The following is an 18,271-nucleotide window of genomic DNA, read 5'->3' as shown; positions in this document are numbered from 1 at the left end:
CATCCGCGGCCACCGAACAGGGCCTCCTCCCGCGGGACCTCAGGCGTCCGGTGCGGTGTAGACGCGATCACCGCCCACATAGGTCAGGACCGCCCGGCTCCCGCCGATCTCGTCGGCAGTTCCCGTGAACGGGTCCCGGTCGAGGACTACCAGGTCGGCGAGCTTGCCCACCTCGATGCTCCCCGTGTCGTCGAGGTGGTTCACGTACGCGGACCCGGCGGTGTAAGCGGTCAGTGCGGCCGTGAGGTCGATTCGTTGCTCCGGGAGGAACACCGGGCGGCCTTGCCCGTCCCGGCCCGGCAGCACGCGATTGACCGCGACGTGGATGCCGTGGATCGGGTCGGCGCTGCTGACCGGCCAGTCGCTGCCGGCCGCCAGCGTTGCGCCCGAGCGCAGCAGGGAACCGAAGGGGTACTGCCGGCGGGAGCGTTCGTCCCCGAGGAAGGGGATGGTGAGTTCGTCCATCTGCGGTTCGTGGGCTGCCCACAGCGGTTGCATGTTGGCCGTGACGCCGAGCGCGCGGAAGCGCGGGATGTCGTCCGGGTCCACGACCTGAAGGTGGGCGAGGTGCGGCCGGGTGTCGCGGAGTCCGTTCGCCGTCCGAGCGGCGTCGACCGCGTCGAGCGCGTCGCGCACGGCCCGGTCGCCGAGCGCGTGGAAGTGCACCTGAAAGCCGAGGGCGTCGAGCTCGGTGACGTACCCGCGCAGCGCGTCCGGGTCGACGAAGCTGGTGCCGGAATGGGCTGTCGCGCAGCCGCATCCATCCAGATACGGGGAGATCATGGCCGCGGTGCGGGATTCGGCGACACCGTCGAGCATGATCTTCACGGTGTCGGCCCGCATCCTCCCGACGCGGAGACGGGAACGTCGCCGGAGCAGGTCGGGGATCTGCTCGGCGCCCCGATCGCGATCCCACCACAAGGCGCCCGCCACCCGCGCAGTGAGGGACCCGTCGCCGGCCGCGGTCAGGTAGGCGTCCGAGACGTCCGAGATCCCGGAGGTGTCGCCGAGTAGCGCGTCCTGCCAGGCGGTGATGCCGAGCGCATGCAGGTGCTGCTGGGCATGGAGCAGGGCCTTCAGTCGGTCGTCGGGCGTGTGCTGCGGGGTGTGGCAGCCGACCAACTCCATCGCAGACTCCTGGAGCATGCCGGTCGGCACGCCGTCGGCGTCGCGTTCGATTCGTCCGCCGACGGGGTCGGGGGTGTCTCGGGTGATGCCCGCGATGTCCAGGGCTCTCGTGTTGGCCCAGGCCCCGTGGTGGTCGCGGTTGGGCAGAAACACCGGCCGATCCCGCACGACGGTGTCGAGGAGTTGCGCGGTGGGTGTCCCCCCGTCGAACGCCTCCATCGACCACCCGCCGCCGACGATCCACGGCAACTCCGGGTGTGCGTCGGCGTAGCTGCGGATGACGGCGAGGGTGGCGGCGGCATCGCTGACGCCGGTGAGGTTGCACCGGGCGTACTCGAGTCCGGCCACCACGGGATGGATGTGCGCGTCCTGGAAGCCGGGGAGCAGCAGCCTGCCGGTGAGGTCGACGACCTCGGTGCGGGTGCCGATCAACTCCCGGACCTCGTCGTGGCCGACAGCCGATATCCGGCCACGGGTGACCGCGACCGTCGTGGCGCGGCTGCGGGCCGGGTCCAGGGTGGCAATCGATCCGCCGGTGAAGACCAGATCTGCGGGTTCTGCTGACATCGAAAATCTCCTGTCGGGAAGTGATTTCGTCGGTGGTCGGATCAGGTCGCGTCGCGCTGATCAGGAACGGGTGGTCACGGGAACCTCGGTGGGTGCACCGAGCAGGTCGGCGGCGTCGGCATCTGTTCCGCGTCCGGTGACGAAGTAGGGCGACCGCCGGACCCACTTCGCGTGCGCGGCCACCACCAGCCCCGAGATCAGGATGAGGACCGGGAACAGCAGCTGAAACCAACCGTTGGTCGCGCTGAACTCGAGATGATCTGCCGAGGTGTAGAAGATCCAGCCCAGGTAACCGCCCAACGCCAGCAACACCAGGGCGCTGACGGCGGGAAACACGACCGCGCGCAGTCCCTCCCACGGACGTTCGCGCAGGAGTCCGCGGAACCGGACGGCGGCGGCGAGCGCCGTCAGGCCGTACCACAGGGCGACCACCAGACCGATCGAACTGATGCCCGCACCGAGAAGGTCGCTGAGCTTGGGGATGACCGTGGCCAGCAGTGCGACCACGGCGGAGATGCCGCCGAGCAGCACGGTTCCGGCCGCCGGGGTTCCATAGCGGGAATGGATGCGGGTCCACACCGGGCCGAGCGTGCGGTCCCGGCCCATCGCGAACAGTCCACGCGCGCTGGGTATCACGGTGGCCTGGAGCGAGGCGACGACGGAGAACATCAGCGCCACCACGGGGAGCGCGGCCAGCGGCTGACGGGCGAGTGCCTCGCCGAGGAACGCGAGCCCGACGGTCCCGTTGTCCGCCAGTTCCGTGGGGGTGAGGACGCGCTGGAAGGCCACCGCACCGAGCAGGAACAAGCCGAGGACCAGGAAGACGGTGATCACGCCGGCGCGGGACGCATCGCGCGGATCGCGCACCTCCTCGCTCACACTGAACGCCGCTTCGAAACCCCAGTAGAAGAAGACCGCGATCACCATGCCCTCGGCGAGCACGGCGAACGACGGAATCGCGAAGGGATTGAACCAGGACAGGGAGAACGGCTGGCTCCCGGCAAACAGTCCATACGTGCAGAAGCCGATCAACACGACGTACTCGAAGACGAGGAGATACTTCTGCAGCCGTGCCGCGACCGCGACGCCGCGGACGGCGGTGAAGGTCACCGCACCGAGGATCGTCAGCCCCAAGATCGTCGACTGCAGCGTGGAGTCGGGATCGAGAGCGAGCCCGCCGATGCCGTGCAGGCCGGCCATGCCGGCGAGTTGCAGGATCGCCGACCCGGCGATCGCGGTGGTGTAGGCCATGAACACGACAACCGCGACGATGGCCATCCACCCGGTGAGGAAACCCAGCCACGGACTGAGACTGCGGCCCACCCAGACGTAGCTGTTGCCGCAATTGGGTTCGACCCGGTTGAGCCGGGCGTATCCGCTTGCAATTCCCAGAATCGGGACGAACGCCAGTAACAGCACCACCGGCATCTGGAGACCGACCACGGCGGCGATGACCCCCAAACCGACACCGATGCTGGTCGTCGCCGCGGTACTCGAGGCGGCGATCGCAACTCCGTCCATGACGCCGAGGGATTTGCGGAGGGACGTCGCCCTCGGCGCGTCCGCCGCGCCGTTGTTCACTGCTGCCATGTGTGCGTCGCTTTCGCTGGAGGTGGAGAGGGACGAGAGGCCACGCGCCGGTCCGGTGTCTCGTGCCCGCGGCCTGGGGCTTCGCTCCCTGCCTGTGACATGCAACACCGTCGCCGCTTACACCGTCAACGGTGTTGGCATAAGCTGCGTCCGACGGAAGGATCCCGGAATGGCGAAGCAGGTGGTCTCGGACTCGGCCCGGAAGAGGCGCAGGCCGACGAAGCAGGGTGGAGTTCTCTCGGAGCAGCTGATCATGGAGACGGCACTGCGGTTGCTGCGGCACCACGGCAGCGCGGGCCTGTCCGTCCGCCGCCTCGGTGCTGCGCTCGGGGCAGACCCCAGCACCCTGTACCGGTACTTCCGCGGCATCGACGACCTCACGTTGGCGATCGCCGACGAGCTGATCGGCCGGTCATTCCGCGGGTGGGAACCCACCGGAGACTGGTGGCGCGACTTGCACTCCCTCGGAATACGTTCGCATGCAGCGTATCTGGACCACCCCCAGGCGGCAGTCCTGTCGGCCAGCCGTGTCAGCGGTCGCACCTCGGAGAAAGCGGCCGTCGACACGATCCTCGGGATACTGCGCGAGGCGGGGTTCCCCGACGGCGCAGCGGTGCGCCTCTACCGTGCGTTCGTCGATCAGATGCTGGCGTTCGCCGCCCTCGACGGAGCCGAACTCGCACTGCCCGAGGACGTCCGTGAGTCCGACCGGCAACTGTGGCGATCGTCCTACGCGCAACTCCCGGCCGAGACGCACCCGCACATCGCCGCCACCGCGGGCCTGCTCGTCGACCTCTCCGACCGCAGTGCCTATCCCGACGCACTCGAACTGCTCCTCGACGGCGCGCGCGCACTGCTTCACCGACTCGACGCAAAGCGAGGATCGGCAACCTCGTGACCTGGCAGGCGGGTCGTAGAATCCATGAAAGGAGAACCCGATGGACCCGCACCTTCGCAACGCACGGACCACCGATCTGCCGCCGCCGGCGCTGGACGGCGAGCTGCGGTTCGATCAAGCGACGCGAGAACGGGCCGCCGACGATTTCGGGCACCTCGTGCACACGGAACCGGAGGCCGTCCTGCTACCGGGATCCGCCGACGACGTCGCTGCGACGATCCGCTGGGCCGCGAAGCGGGGCCGCACGTGCGCCGCGCAGGGGCAGCGCCACTCGGTGTGGGGACGATCCGGAGCCCGGAACGGCATCGTGGCCGCCATGTCGACGCGGCACTCCGTCGGCCGGGCGGCGAGCGACCGGATCGTCGTCGGCGCGGGCGCGACGTGGCGCGAGGTGCTCGCCGCGACGCTGCCGCGGGGACAGACCCCGCCCGTGCTCACCGACTACCTCGACCTGTCGGTCGGCGGGACCCTCGTCGTCGGGGGCGTGGGCGGCACGACCTCGCGGTACGGCGTCCAGAGCGACAACGTCATCTCGATGGACGTGGTGACCGGCACGGGGCAGACGATCACCTGTTCGGCACAGAGCCACTCGGACCTGTTCGACGCGGTGCGGGCAGGGCTCGGCCAGGTGGGCGTGATCACCGAGGCGACGCTCGAACTCGTCGCGGCACCCGAGCAGGTGCGCAGGTTCGTGCTGGTCTACCCGAACCTGGCGGGGATGCTGAAGGACGCGCGCCTCCTGTCCGCGGAAGCGGGTTTCGACGCGGTGCAGGGGGCGATCCTGGCAGCACCGACCGGTGAGCTCTCGTTCCAGCTGGACGTGGCGAAGTTCTTCACCGGGAGCCCGCCGGACGACGACCTCCTGCTCGCCGGACTGTCCGACGACCCCGCCGGACGGATGCCCGGCACGATTGCGTACGTCGACTACCTCGAGCGACTGGCCGGGCTGGAAGCGGCGTTGCGGGACAACGGCCAGTGGTTCCACCCGCACCCCTGGATCACCACCTTCATCGGAGACTCGCACGTCGAGTCGCTGGTCGACGACGAGCTGGGCAGGCTTGATCCTGCGACCGACCTCGGCAAGTTCGGTCAGATCGTGCTGTCGCCGATCCGCACCGGAGCGATCACCAGTCCACTGCTGCGGACACCCTCGGAGGGCCTGTGTTTCGCGTTCAACTTCGTCCGGGTGCCGACGACCGCCGACCTCGGCGACGCCAACCGGCTCGTTGACTCCAACAGGGCCTTGTACGACCGCGTCCGCAACGCCGGCGGCGCGCTCTACCCGGTGAGCGCGGTCCCCATGTCCCCCGAAGACTGGCGCCGGCATTTCGGGTCGGCGTTCCACCGCCTCGACGAGGCCAAACGGAGGTTCGACCCGGATCACGTCCTCACCCCCGGCTACGACGTGTTCGAGGGCGTCAGCCGCCGGTGAGCGGCACCAGGATGAAGTGACCGGCTCCGCGGGCAGCGGAGAACACGTCCCAGGACATCGGACCGCCGGGACCACGGCCGTCCTCGTACCGGAGATCGAACGCGGGATTCACGGGTGCGAGCCGGTAGTCGAAGAAGGCGTAGTTGGCGCGCAGCAACGTTCGCGCCGGTTCCGTGGCCTCCGCGAGACGGGGCACCAACCGGTCCTCGACCACCAATCCGCGGTCGGAGAACTCGTCGACGATCACACACTCACAGAAGTAGGCGAGGGTCCCGATCTCACCGGGGGATCGCACCGGCGCCTCCCCGACGAGTGTCCCGACCGCCCGGCCGACCCGTTCGTAGTCCTGCGCGCTCGCCCAGTTACCGAAGATGGGGGGTGCCTCCCACGGGAGACCGCTCTCGACGTCGTAGTACACGGCGCCGACTCCCAGCACGGCGAGGAGGCCGGCCAGCGTGCCTGCGGCGGCGCGGTACGGGGTGTCGCGCGCGGCGCTCCAGTGGATGCCGGCGGCGAGGACGGCGAACATCGCCAGCGTGGTCGCCGGCGCCACGTAGTACCAGTGGTACGGCACGGTGTCGAGCACGACGTAGGCGACGTAGTAGAGGGCGCCGGACAAGCCGAGCGCGAGCAGCGGCACGGGGACGGGCACCGGTCGCTTCCAGGGTCTGGCGTACGAGGCGAGCGCGACGAGAATCAGCACGAGCGCGAGGACCGCGGGACCGAATGCCGCCACGGTCCGCCACGGGTTGGACTCGAAGTACATGATCGGGCCGGTGAGGTAGTTGTAGCCGCCCACGTCGGAGGCCTGGCCCTGCTTGATCAGGAAGGTGTCGGGCAGCGCCGAACCGAGGACGACCCAGCTGAACAGGTACCACGGCCCTGCGATCGCGGCGAAGCCGGCGAGGGCGCGGCGCAGTTGCGTGCGAATCGCCGGTGACAGGGCGGCGATGACCACGACGAAAACGAGCAGGTCCAGACGTACCAGCGCCGCCATCCCCGCGGCCGCACCGAACCAGGCGGCCCGGCCCTCGAGCGCGAACCACACCATCACCGCGACGGCCGCCGGGATCAGCAGCACCTCGAGCCCGACCGCGGACAACACGAACGGGTTGAACACCACCAGCGCGCCGGCGAGTACCGCCCACCCGGTCCCGATGCCGAGCCGCCGGCACATCCGCGCCAGTACCCAGCCCAACAGGGCGGTGACCGCGACGTTGAGCATTCCGAGTGCCAACAGGGGGTCGCCCGGGCCCCACAACCGGGTCAGGAACGTCAGTGCCCCGAGCGCGAGCACGTTGAGCGGGGACGTCGACGTGTTCGCGGTCAGGCCGTGGACGATCGCCCACTCCCCGTGGACGGCGAGGTTCCTGGCGGCCGACAAACTGATGTAGGCATCGTCCGTCAGGCTGCCGGAGACGATCCAGAACAACACGGCGGCCAACACCGCGCCGGACGCGGCGAGGATCATCGGCGCCCGGAACGGTCTCGGTACCGGTGGCGGGGCAGACCGCTCGAGCGGTTCGTTCAGCAATCCTGTGGACACCGCGACATCCTAGAGAGGGGAGCCGCGACTGCTGCTGGCAGCCGCCGAATTCGACGGCCGCACGGTCCCGGTCGCCGGAAAGGTCGTACCGCGCGCACGCGCTGGTGCCCGCCGACTGTTTAGTCATTCGACAAGGCGGGAAATCGACGCCCCAGGGTCGGAAGCGTCACCGGTGGCACCACCGGCCCAGGTTCCGCGGGTTGAGCCCCCAGGTCGCGGGACCGCCCCGGGCTTTCTTATCGGCTGCGCCGCTCGTGAGCGGTGAGCAGCAGAGCGTCGAAACGGTCGCGAAACGAAGTGGGCGCGCGGATGTCGTCGCCGAACGCGAGAACGAGTTGCTCGGCGATCACGCGGATCTTCGTGTTCGTCTCCTGTGACCGCCACGTCAGGAGGTCGAAGGCGGCGTCGGCGGAGAGGGAGTAGACGAGCATCAGCGCACCCTTGGCCTGTTCGATGATCGCCCGCGAACGGACGACGTCGGCCTCGTCGAGCAAGCGCGGGTTGTTCCAGACGTCGTCGGTCCTGTCCTGCCACACGAGCACGACGAAGCGGGTGTCCGCGGACGTGAACGTGGACGCGAACCCGTGCGCCCACAGCCAGTTCCCGTTCCTGTGCCGGATGCGGGCATACCCGGCGTGGGCGGTGCCGGTGTCGAGGACACCTCGGACCAGGCCGAACCATCGCGGCGCATCCGACGGGTGCATCAATCCCGCGAGGTCCACACGATCGAATTCGTCCAATCGGTATCCGACGAAGTCGGCGAGGGCGGGGTTCGTCAACACCAGTTGCCGTCGGTCGTCATAGACGCTGACCGGGCGCGGAAGAGAGACCACCAGCGAGGTGAACGCGTCCTGGCCGAGGCTGTCGGCCGGTGCGAGGGGGAACCCGGGCATGCGTACTTCCTTCGATGTTTCGCCCCGACGACGACTGGTACAGCGATCATCGCGGCGTGCGCAGAACGATCCGCTAGAGGTATTCGGAGCCGAGCCCCGTTCGGCTGGGTGTGACGTGCGTCCTACTCGCTGAATTCGCCCATCGCGGGCGTCCATCCGCGGATCTGCACGTTCTGCACCAGATTCTCCTGGGCGAACGGATCCTGCGTGAAGAGGCGTGCGACGGCGTCCTCGTCCTCGGCGTCGACGATGAACAGCGCACCGTGGCCGTCGGCGAGGGGGCCGGTCGAGCGGATTACCTTGCGGCGGACCAGTTCGGTGAGCCACCCACGATGCTGTGTCCGGTGGTCGTCGCGGAGGGACGACGTCTCGGGGCTGTACGTGTATTCCACGACGAACAGGGCCATGAGGTTCTCGTTCAGCCGTGGTCGATGTAGGACTCGAGCTGGTCGCGTTCGGTCTGCAACTCGCCGATCCGGCTCTTCACCACGTCGCCGATGCTGACGATGCCGACCAGCTGCCCGTCCACGATCACCGGCAGGTGCCGGATCCGGCGTTCGGTCATGGTTTCGGCGAGACTGTCCACGGTGTCGGTCGGGAGGCAGGCGAACACCGACGTCGTCATGATGTCCACGACCCGGGCATTCAGGATGTCTGGGCCGCGTTCGTGGATGCGGCGCACCACGTCGCGTTCGGTGACGATCCCGACGACGGCGTCGTTCTCCGTCACCACCAGGGCACCGACATTGTGCCTGGCGAGTTCGCCGATCAGCGTGCTGACCGGCATCTCCGGATCGACCGTCACCACGGCCGGACCCTTGTTCCGCAACACATCCGCGATTCGCATCTGGACACCCCGATCTGTGGGCACTCCGACTGGCCGCCGATTCGATCATAGGCAGACTTCGAGCGTATGCCAGCGCTTCTGCCGGTCTTGGTTTGGTTATCCAGTCGTGACCGCCGCGTACCGCGGGCCGGGCGCCTACCTGGACCGCGGTGTTAGGTTGGCGCTGTGCCGATCACCGTGCTACTCGTCGACGACCAGGAACTGATGCGGATGGGCCTCAACATGGTGCTCGACGCTCAGGACGACATCACTGTCGTCGGGGAGGCGAGCGACGGCGCGGCCGCCGTCGCCGCGGTCCGCAAACTCGAACCCGATGTGGTGCTGATGGATGTCCGCATGCCGGTGGTGGACGGGGTCAGCGCGACCGCCCAGATCCTGGAGTCGGGGGTCGCGAGCCGCGTGCTGGTGATGACCACCTTCGACCTCGACGAGCACGCCATGGGTGCGTTGCGGGCCGGGGCCAGCGGCTTCCTGCTCAAGGACACCCCGTCGGAAGACCTGGTGTCGGCCATCCGCAGTGTGGCCGCGGGGGACGCAGTGGTGTCGCCGAAGGTGACCCGCCGGCTGCTGGCGAGGTTCCTCGACGACGGTCCGGGTCCGCTTCGTGACCCGGAGGTCCTCGACGTGCTGACCGAGCGTGAACGGGAAGTGCTGCAGCTGGTCGCAACCGGGTTGTCGAACACGGAGATCGCCGGTCAGCTGTTCCTCTCGGAGTCGACCATCAAATCGCACGTGGGCCGGATTCTGACCAAGTTGAACGTCCGCGACCGGGTCCAGGCAGTGGTGCTGGCCTACGAGACGGGCCTGGTGCGACCCGGCTCGTAGGCCGGCGGGTGGGGAAGCGTACTGCCGCTAGACGGTGAAGGTGCCGACGGTCGGGACCACGGTGCACGTGACGGAGTCGGCGTAGCCGACCGTGCCGAACATCGTCGCGAGGACGGTTCCCTTTCCGGTGTCGACGATCTTCGACAGCAGCGGGGTATTGATGATCGGCAGCTTGTCGTCGAGCGTGACGATCCCGCCCTGGAACGTCGTGAGGTTGATCCAGGCGACGCTGAGGTCGGACGTCTGCGGGATCGCGACGTAGGCGGGGATGGCCTGGAATCGGAGTTGGTTGGCGGTGATCTGGGGGAACAGGTTCGGTCCGCCCTGAGCGCTCGCCAGCGTGACCGTCGCGGGCTTGTCGGCGACGCCGCACCCGAGCGTGGGGGACGGGTACATGAAGTCCTGCGGTGTGGTGAGTCCGACCTCGAGCACGTCCTTCGGGATGAACACGCTGGCGCCGAGAAGGGCGTCCACGGCCGCGGTCGCGGAGGGGGAGACCTCGGTGGCCAGCGCCTGCAGTTCGGCGGCACCCTTCGCGAAGTCGGCGACCGGTGCTGCCGATGCCGGTCCCGAAGACAGCATGCCGAAGGCGGCTGCGGACGCGAGAACGATTGCGGCTCGGCGGAAGACGGTGGAACGAGTCATATCGGCTCCTCGTTGTGCGCGGGGTCGGAAGACCCCCATCGCAGTGAACTGCATCATGCCCAGACTCTCAATGTCAACTTGAGGTTTAGCATTGTGAACGCTTCGATATCTGCGGCCGGGAGAAAATCGGCGCCGTCGAACGTTGAACGATCAGACGGTTGACCCAGACCCTCGATGACCCGGCCGTCCGAAAGGGGGCGTCATGTACGCCGCACTGTTCCTGTTGTACGTAGTGGTGGAGATCGCCGCGCTCGTCCTGGTCGGTCACGCGATCGGCGTGCTGTGGACCGTGCTCCTCCTGCTCGGTGGAACGCTGATCGGACTGCTGCTGATGCGGTCGCAGTGGCGTCGTGTGATGGACGGCCTGCGCCGGGCGGCGAGCGGCGACGGCTCTCCTGGTTCGGCGGTCGCGGACGGCGCACTCGTCGCACTGGGCTCCGCGCTGATGTTCGTCCCCGGCCTGGTCACCTCGGTGCTCGGGCTGCTCTTCCTCGTTCCCCCCACCCGATGGGCACTTCGGCCCGTCGTGGTCCTGCTGGCAGGCAGGCGTGCGGCCACCGTCGCGGCCGGGGCGGAAGCGTTCGCACGGGCACCCCGGCGGGGTGGCGGCGAAGTGATCGAAGGGGAGGTGGTCGACGAGGTCTTCGAGGGCGTAGTGATCGACGAGGAGCCCCGAACCCCGACCCGTGATCCCCGCGTTCTGCCCTAACAGGCAGACTGGTTGCCTGTGACTACACAACTGCTGGTCGGCGGCCGAATCTACAGTTCCTTTGCTCCAGACGCCACGTCGATGGCAGTGACCGACGGTGTCGTGTCGTGGGTCGGCGACGACCGCGCGGCCCGTGCGCTGCACCCCGGTGCCGGCGTGGTCGACCTCGGCGGCGCATTCGTCACCCCGGCTTTCGTCGACACCCACGTGCACGTCGCGGCGCTCGGCCTGAACATCGTCGGGCTCGATCTGGTCGGTGTCGGGTCGCTTCGCGAATGCCTCGACCGGCTCGCCTCCTTTGCCCGCACCCACGGCGACGCGGTCATCTGGGGACACGGCTGGGACGAATCGGCGTGGCCGGAAGGCGCCGGTCCCACCACGGCGCAGCTCGACGAGGCCGCGCCCGGACGCACGGTGTATCTGTCCCGGATCGACGTCCATTCGGCGGTCTGCTCGACGGCCCTGCGCCGGTCGGTCCCGGATCTGAGTGACACCGCCGGCTTCTCGCCGGAGGGGCCGCTGACATTCGAGGCGCACCACGCCGCCCGCACCGTCGCGCGCTCGCTGCTGACGGCCGAGCAGCGGTCCGCCGCCCGCATCGCGGCCCTCGACGCCATCGCCTCCCGCGGCATCGTCGCGGTGCACGAGTGCGGGGGCCCCGACATCGCCGGACTCGACGATTTCGGTGAACTCCTCGCCACCGCGCACGGTGTCGAGGTCCGCGGCTACTGGGGTGAGGCGGTCGCCGACGCCGACGAGGCCAGGAAGCTGCTGAACGCCACCGGCGCCCACGCGCTGGGCGGCGACCTGTTCATCGACGGATCCCTCGGCTCCCACACGGCGTGGCTCAGCGAACCCTATGCCGATCTGGCCGGCGGCACCGGCAAGAGCTACCTGGGAGTCGACGAGATCGCCGCACACGTGCGGGCCTGCACGATCGCCGGAATCCAGGCCGGATTCCACGTCATCGGCGACGCCGCCGTCCGGGCCGCGGTCGACGCGTTCGCGGTCGTCGCCGACGAACTGGGCGGTCCCGCGGTCGCGAAGGCCGGGCACCGACTCGAACACGCCGAGATGATGACCGGGGACGACGCCGCGCGGCTCGCGCAGTGGGGTGTGATCGCCAGCGTCCAGCCCGCGTTCGACGCCCTGTGGGGTGGCACCGACGGCCTGTACGCGCAGCGCCTGGGAACCGAGCGAGCCCTCACCCTCAACCCGTTCGCCGCCGCCGCCTCCGCCGGGGTGTCGCTGGCGTTGAGTTCCGACGCGCCCGTCACCCCGGTCGACCCGTGGGCGATGCTGCGCGCGGCCGTCCATCACCGCACCCCCGGCAGCGGGATCTCCCCGCGCGCGGCGTTCTCCGCTGCCACCCGGGGTGCATGGCGGGCCGGCGGGGTCCGGGACGGTCTCGCCGGGACGCTCGACCCGGGAGCGCCGGCGTCGTACGCCGTGTGGGATGCCGGGGAACTCGTCGTCAGCGCGCCCAAAGACTCCGTGCAGCGGTGGTCGACCGATCCCCGGTCCCGGGTCCCGGCCCTGCCGCGGCTCGAGGACGACGCGCCCACACCCGTGCTGCTGCGTTCGGTGCACCGGGGGAGCGTCGTCCATGAGCGGTAGCACCACACCTCGCTGGATTACCGGAAAGCGCGGCGTGGCGGTGCGTTCCGTCCTGTCGGTGGCAGCGGGATTCCTCGTGTTCGCCGGGTTTCCGCCCCGGCCCCTGTGGTTCCTCGCGCCCATCGGCATCGCCCTGCTGACGCTGATCCTCACCGGAGCGGGGGGTGCGGCACCGAGACTGCGCGCGGGCTTCGGCTACGGGTACCTCGCGGGACTCGGTTTCCTCGTGCCGCTGCTCCCGTGGATCGGGGTGTTCGTCGGAGCCCTCCCGTGGCTAGCGCTCGCCGCGGTCGAGTCGCTGTACATCGGACTGTTCGGGGTGCTCGCCGTGCTCGTCTCCCGGCTGCGCTGGGCCCCGCTGTGGATCGCGGCGTGCTGGTCGCTCACGGAATGGCTGCGCGCGAGCGTGCCGTTCGGCGGCTTCCCCTGGGGGCGGTTGGCGTTCGGCCAGTCGGAGGGCTGGTTCCTGCCGCTCGCGAGCATCGGCGGTGCCCCGCTGCTCAGCTTCGCCGTCGCACTGACCGGTGCCGGGCTGGCATCCGTCGCCGTGACAGTGCGGGCCCGGGCGGGCGGCGCCACGAACTGGACGCGGCCGCTCGCAGGCGGTCTGGTCGCCGCCCTCGCCGCGACCGTCGTGTCGCTCGCCCTGTGGCCGACCCTGCCGGGCATGGACTCGGGAGACCGGACGATCACCGTCGCCGCGATCCAGGGCAGCGTCCCCAAACTCGGACTCGACTTCAACGACCAACGCAAGCGGGTCCTCGACAATCACGTGAACCGCACCCTCGAACTCGCCGACGACGTCGCGTCGGGCGCGGCGCCGCAACCCGACCTCGTCGTCTGGCCGGAGAACGCGTCCGACATCGATCCCCTGCGCAACGCCGACGCCGCCGCCGACATCTCCCGGGCGTCCGAGGCGATCGGTGCGCCCATTCTGGTGGGCGCGGTGCTCGTGAATTCCGACCGCACCACCACCAACTCGGTGATCGTGTGGGACGGCGATGCGGGACCGCAGGAGCAGCACGACAAGAAGATCATCCAGCCGTTCGGCGAGTACCTGCCGTACCGCGGGTTCTTCCGGCACTTCTCCGCGTATGCCGACCGGGCGGGCAACTTCGTTCCCGGCGACGGGGACGGCGTCGTCCACGCGGACGGAATCGCCGTCGGGGTCGCGACCTGCTACGAGGTGGCGTTCGACCGGGCGTTCGAGCAGTCGGTGCGCAGCGGCGCCGAACTGCTCGCCGTCCCCACCAACAACGCCACGTTCGGCGACACCGAGATGACCTACCAGCAGCTCGCCATGTCGCAGGTGCGGGCGGTGGAGCACGGCCGCGCCGTCGTCGTCGCCGCAACCAGCGGTGTGAGCGCGATCATCGGCCCCGACGGTTACACGGCGGCGGAAACCTCACTTTTCGTACCCGCGGCCCTGGTGTCGCAGGTGCCGCTGCGCACCGGTACTACGCTGGCAAGTCGGCTCGGCCCGATTCCGGAGGTTCTTCTCTGTGTCGGCGCCGTCGCTGCCGTCGCGTTCGCCGTGGTGCAACGACGACGCACAGTTCGCACACTGATTCAACGCAGTACCGAGAAGGCGCCGGCAGTTGCCGGCAGGGAGGATCCTCATGGCATCGGAGACCGATTCCGGGCAGAGCGGGGCACCGAGCGCACGGACTCTGGTGATCATTCCGACGTATAACGAGCGGGAGAATCTCGGCCTGATCGTGGGTCGCCTGCATGCGGCGCTGCCGCGGACGCATGTTCTCGTCGTCGACGACGGCAGCCCGGACGGCACGGGCGACGTCGCGGACGCCCTCGCGTCGAACGACGACGCCGGCCGCATCCACGTGATGCACCGCACCGAGAAGAACGGTCTCGGCGCCGCCTACATCGCCGGTTTCCACTGGGGACTGGACCGCGACTACACCGTCCTCGTCGAAATGGACGCGGACGGCAGCCACGCGCCCGAGCAGTTGCATCGCCTCCTCGACCAGGTGGACGCCGGCGCCGACCTCGTGCTCGGTTCGCGGTACGTGCCGGGCGGCACGGTCGTCAACTGGCCGAAGCACCGTGAGTGGCTCTCGCGCGGCGGAAACATCTACTCGCGGCTCGCGCTGGGCGTGAAGATCAAGGACATCACCGGCGGATACCGGGCGTACCGCCGTGAGGTACTGGAGAAGCTCGACCTCGCCGCGGTGGAGTCGCACGGCTACTGCTTCCAGGTCGATCTGGCATGGCGGGCCATTCAGGAGGGCTTCGACGTCCGCGAAGTTCCCATCACGTTCACGGAACGAGAGATCGGCGAGTCGAAGATGAGCGGCGGGATCGTTCGCGAGGCGCTCCTCAAGGTCACGCAGTGGGGGCTCCGGAACCGGATCGCCAAGATCAAGGGTGCGGCAGCCGGCTAGTTACCCGGCACCGACCGCTGCCCCATTCCTTCCGCGGAAGGAATGGGGCAGTGCCGTATCGACCGCACCGAAACGTGACGTACGTGGGCAAACCGACGCCATGTCCACATCGTGAGACACCCTGAAACGGTCTGAACCGTACGTCCGATAGGAACCTGAAGCGTACTCCCGGGTAAGGTTCGGTAAATTCCCAGGTTCGCAGGTCACTATGAGTTTCTTCGGTGGCCGGTGGGTTCGTCCCACCGCCGGAGCGGGAAAGAGGACGAACAAGGTGGTCGAAGCTGTGCCGAGTGGTGACGTGACCACCGAGGGTCGCATTCCGGACGGTGCATTCCCGCTCTCCGCCGCTCAGCAGGGCATGTGGTTCGCCCAGCAACTCGGTCCCGACGTGCCCGTCACCATCGCGCAGTGCGTCGAACTGGTGGGTGCACTCGACGTACCGCTGCTGTCGGAGTCGATGATCACCGCGGGCCGCGAACTCGGCTCGGCCTTCCTCCGCCTCCTCGAGGTCGACGGAGTTCCCTATCAGCTGGTCGATCCCACCCTGGAAGCATCGGTCCGGTTCGTCGACCTGCAGCACGAGCCCGATCCGCGGGCCGCGGCCACGGAGTGGATGCGGCAGGAGTACACCGCCCCGCTCGACGTGTGCCGCGATCGGCTCACGACCTCGGCGCTGCTGTGCATCGGGCCGGACCGCCACTACTGGTACAGCCGGGTCCACCACGTCGCGCTCGACGGCATGGGATCGGTGACACTCGTCGACCGGACCGCGGAGCTGTACACCGCGGCCGTCGAGGGCCGCACCGCCGGGCCCTCCAAGGCCGCCGCACTCACCGACGTCGCCCGGGTCGACGACGACTACCGGACGTCGTCGCGCTACCGCGCCGACCGGGCGTACTGGTCCGAGCGGGTATCCACCATCGGCGAACCGCACAGCCTCGTCGACCGGACCGCCCCCGCACGGGCACGGAGCCGCACGACGGGCGGCCAGATCCCCGACGCCCTCGTCGATCACCTCGAGGCCGCGACGGACCGCCACGACTCGTCGACCGCATTCGAAATCATCGCCGCCTTCGCCGCGTACCTCTCCCGGATGACCGGACGCGAGGAGGTCGCGGTCAGCCTGCCCGTCACCGCCCGCACCACCGCGCTGCTCCGCCGCTCCGGCGGCATGGTGTCCAACGTCGTCCCGCTGCGCCTGCACGTGCGCCCGGACATGACGAACACGGATCTGGTGTCGGCGGTCCGGCTGGAAGTCACCGCGGCGCTCCGGCACCAGCGGTACCCGCACATCGATATCCGACGCGACGCCGCCACCGATGATCAGGGCTTCTACGGCCCACTGATCAACGTCATGCTGTTCCACAACGAGATCACCCTCGGCAGCATCGTCGGCCGACTCGAACTGCTGTCGACCGGCCCCATCACCGACCTCGCCGTGAACGTCTACCACGGGGTCGCCGGCACCAGCCTCAACCTGGACCTCGAGGCCAACCCCGACCTGTACTCCGAAGACACCCTCGCCGCCCATCACGCTCGCTTCAGCCGGTTCCTCGGCGCGTTCCTCACCTCCGACACCGACGGACCGCGACGGATCGGCGACCTCGAGATCCTCGACGACGGCGAACGCCGCAGTCTGGTGCCCGCCACCGGGCGCGCCGGATTCGCGCCCGTCACGCTGCCGGACCTGCTGGCCGGCGCCGTCCGCAGCAACCCGGACGGGGATGCCCTCGTCGCACCCGGGCACGGGACGTCCGCCGTCGCCCTGAGCTACCGCGCACTGGACGAGATGTCGAACCGGCTCGCGCGTCTCCTGATCGACCTCCAGGTCGGCCCGGAGGTTTTCGTCGCGCTGGCCTTGCCGCGGTCGGTCGAGTCCGTGTCCAGTGTGTGGGCGGTGGCGAAGTCGGGGGCGGCGTTCGTTCCGGTGGATCCGAGTTATCCGGCTGACCGGATCGCGTTCATGCTGGAGGATTGTGGTGCGCCGATCGGTGTGACGACGGCCGCGTTGCGGGAGGGTCTGCCGGAGGGTACGCACTGGATCGTCCTCGACGACGACGCAGTGGTCGAGGGTCTGGCCTCGTACTCCTCGGAGCCCCTGGATGATTCGGACCGCACGGGTGTGTTGTCGGTGGATCATCCGGCGTATGTGATTTATACGTCCGGGTCGACGGGTCGGCCGAAGGGTGTGGCGGTCACGCATCGGGGTGTGGTGAATCTGGCGGCGGATGAGCGGGATCGGTTGGGGGTGTCGTCGGGGTCGCGGGTGTTGCATTTCGCGTCGCCGAGTTTCGATGCGTCGGTGTTCGAGTTGGTGATGGCGGTGTGTGCGGGGGCGACGCTGGTGGTGGCGCCGACCAGTATTTTCGGTGGTTCGGAGTTGGCGGAGTTCCTTGCCGAACATGGGGTGTCGCATGCGTTCTGTACGCCGGCGGCGTTGGCGTCGCTCGATCACCGTGGTCTGGACCATCTGAAAACGGTGGTGGTGGCCGGTGATGTGTGTCCACCGGAGTTGGTGGCGCGGTGGGCGCCGGGCCGGATCATGGTCAATGCGTACGGTCCGAGTGAGACGACGATCATGTCGTCGGCTACCGGCCCGTTGGTGCCTGGGCGGCCGGTGAGTATCGGGTCGCCGACGGTCGGTGTGGATCTGGTGGTGCTGGATCGGCGGTTGCGTCCGGTCCCGGCCGGGGTGCGTGGCGAACTCTACGTCCTCGGCCCCAGTTTGGCGCGCGGGTATGTGCATCGGGCGGGGTTGACGGCGGGGCGGTTCGTGGCGTGTCCGTTCGGTGCGGGTGGGCGGATGTATCGCACGGGTGATGTGGTGCGGTGGGTGGCCGCCCCGGACGGCACCTGGGTTTTGGAGTTTTTGGGGCGTAGTGATTTTCAGGTGAAGATCCGGGGGTTCCGGATCGAGTTGGGGGAGATCGACGCCGTGTTGGCGGCGCATCCGGTGGTGGAGTTCGCCCACACGGTCGGCCATGACGACGGGAGTGGCAGCAGTCGGCTGGTGTCGTACGTGCTTTCGGCGCCTGGAACTGACGTCGAAACCCGTGCACTCGCCGAGTTCGTGGGGGAGCGGTTGCCGGGGTATATGGTGCCGTCGGCGATCATGGTGTTGGAGTCGTTGCCGCTGACCCCGGCGGGGAAACTGGACCGCAACGCCCTGCCC

General features: G+C 68.9%; 15 protein-coding genes. 8 read left to right on the top strand and 7 right to left on the bottom strand.

All coding sequences use genetic code 11. The features are described 5' to 3' along the window. Nucleotides 1-39 precede the first annotated feature (39 nt). Nucleotides 40-1,695, bottom strand: coding sequence for an amidohydrolase (locus tag ACNJ7E_RS30690; RefSeq protein WP_418341713.1), 1,656 nt, complete (start codon nucleotides 1,693-1,695; stop codon nucleotides 40-42). 60 nt (nucleotides 1,696-1,755) lie between these two features. Continuing rightward, complete coding sequence (locus ACNJ7E_RS30685) at nucleotides 1,756-3,285, bottom strand: APC family permease (RefSeq protein WP_280784445.1); 1,530 nt, start codon at nucleotides 3,283-3,285, stop codon at nucleotides 1,756-1,758. A gap of 169 nt (nucleotides 3,286-3,454) precedes the next feature. On the opposite strand from ACNJ7E_RS30685, the gene ACNJ7E_RS30680 reads away from it, so the two are divergent. Continuing rightward, nucleotides 3,455-4,183, top strand: coding sequence for a TetR/AcrR family transcriptional regulator (locus tag ACNJ7E_RS30680; RefSeq protein ID WP_283332487.1), 729 nt, complete (start codon nucleotides 3,455-3,457; stop codon nucleotides 4,181-4,183). Between the two features lie 40 nt (nucleotides 4,184-4,223). Next, nucleotides 4,224-5,615 (top strand): FAD-binding protein, encoded by a 1,392-nt coding sequence (locus ACNJ7E_RS30675; protein WP_418341712.1) that lies wholly within the window; start codon nucleotides 4,224-4,226, stop codon nucleotides 5,613-5,615. Here the strand turns inward: ACNJ7E_RS30675 and ACNJ7E_RS30670 are convergent. The 4 genes from ACNJ7E_RS30670 to ACNJ7E_RS30655 all read right to left on the bottom strand — a co-directional run bounded on the left by ACNJ7E_RS30670 (nucleotide 5,602) and on the right by ACNJ7E_RS30655 (nucleotide 8,901). After that, nucleotides 5,602-7,161: a glycosyltransferase family protein gene (locus ACNJ7E_RS30670; protein WP_280784442.1), complete on the bottom strand. Its 1,560-nt coding sequence runs from the start codon at nucleotides 7,159-7,161 to the stop codon at nucleotides 5,602-5,604. The two genes, ACNJ7E_RS30675 and ACNJ7E_RS30670, sit on opposite strands and share 14 nt — an antisense overlap. A 236-nt stretch (nucleotides 7,162-7,397) precedes the next feature. Next, nucleotides 7,398-8,054: a PAS and ANTAR domain-containing protein gene (locus ACNJ7E_RS30665; RefSeq protein WP_283332484.1), complete on the bottom strand. Its 657-nt coding sequence runs from the start codon at nucleotides 8,052-8,054 to the stop codon at nucleotides 7,398-7,400. A gap of 122 nt (nucleotides 8,055-8,176) precedes the next feature. Then, the gene (locus tag ACNJ7E_RS30660) at nucleotides 8,177-8,461 is read right to left on the bottom strand and encodes a YciI family protein (protein ID WP_418341711.1); all 285 of its coding nucleotides are present in this window, start codon (nucleotides 8,459-8,461) and stop codon (nucleotides 8,177-8,179) included. A gap of 11 nt (nucleotides 8,462-8,472) precedes the next feature. Then, complete coding sequence (locus ACNJ7E_RS30655; protein ID WP_009472696.1) at nucleotides 8,473-8,901, bottom strand: CBS domain-containing protein; 429 nt, start codon at nucleotides 8,899-8,901, stop codon at nucleotides 8,473-8,475. 165 nt (nucleotides 8,902-9,066) lie between these two features. Between ACNJ7E_RS30655 and ACNJ7E_RS30650 the strand changes: the two genes are divergently transcribed. After that, nucleotides 9,067-9,726 (top strand): response regulator, encoded by a 660-nt coding sequence (locus ACNJ7E_RS30650; protein WP_005260679.1) that lies wholly within the window; start codon nucleotides 9,067-9,069, stop codon nucleotides 9,724-9,726. Between the two features lie 27 nt (nucleotides 9,727-9,753). On the opposite strand, the gene ACNJ7E_RS30645 is transcribed toward ACNJ7E_RS30650, so the two are convergent. After that, complete coding sequence (locus tag ACNJ7E_RS30645; protein WP_418341710.1) at nucleotides 9,754-10,371, bottom strand: hypothetical protein; 618 nt, start codon at nucleotides 10,369-10,371, stop codon at nucleotides 9,754-9,756. A 202-nt stretch (nucleotides 10,372-10,573) separates the two neighbouring features. On the opposite strand from ACNJ7E_RS30645, the gene ACNJ7E_RS30640 reads away from it, so the two are divergent. The 5 genes from ACNJ7E_RS30640 to ACNJ7E_RS30620 all read left to right on the top strand — a co-directional run. Continuing rightward, nucleotides 10,574-11,080 (top strand): FxsA family protein, encoded by a 507-nt coding sequence (locus tag ACNJ7E_RS30640; protein ID WP_283332483.1) that lies wholly within the window; start codon nucleotides 10,574-10,576, stop codon nucleotides 11,078-11,080. Nucleotides 11,081-11,092: 12 nt separating this feature from the next. Beyond that, entirely contained in the window at nucleotides 11,093-12,697 is a 1,605-nt protein-coding gene (locus ACNJ7E_RS30635; protein WP_418341709.1) for an amidohydrolase, read from the top strand. Further along, a complete protein-coding gene (gene lnt / locus ACNJ7E_RS30630; RefSeq protein ID WP_280784437.1) occupies nucleotides 12,687-14,390 on the top strand; it encodes an apolipoprotein N-acyltransferase in 1,704 nt (567 codons plus the stop codon). Before ACNJ7E_RS30635 ends, lnt begins: the two co-directional genes overlap by 11 nt. Beyond that, nucleotides 14,317-15,099, top strand: a complete 783-nt coding sequence (locus ACNJ7E_RS30625; RefSeq protein WP_280784436.1) for a polyprenol monophosphomannose synthase — start codon at nucleotides 14,317-14,319, stop codon at nucleotides 15,097-15,099. Before lnt ends, ACNJ7E_RS30625 begins: the two co-directional genes overlap by 74 nt. A 271-nt stretch (nucleotides 15,100-15,370) precedes the next feature. Next, the coding region (locus ACNJ7E_RS30620) for an amino acid adenylation domain-containing protein (protein ID WP_418341708.1) at nucleotides 15,371-18,271 on the top strand (2,901 nt) is incomplete at its 3' end.

The sequence above is a fragment of the Rhodococcus mengyinensis genome (genome assembly GCF_048381435.1).
Lineage (GTDB): Bacteria > Actinomycetota > Actinomycetes > Mycobacteriales > Mycobacteriaceae > Rhodococcus_F > Rhodococcus_F opacus_D.
This window is presented reverse-complemented; position numbering and strand designations above follow the sequence as displayed.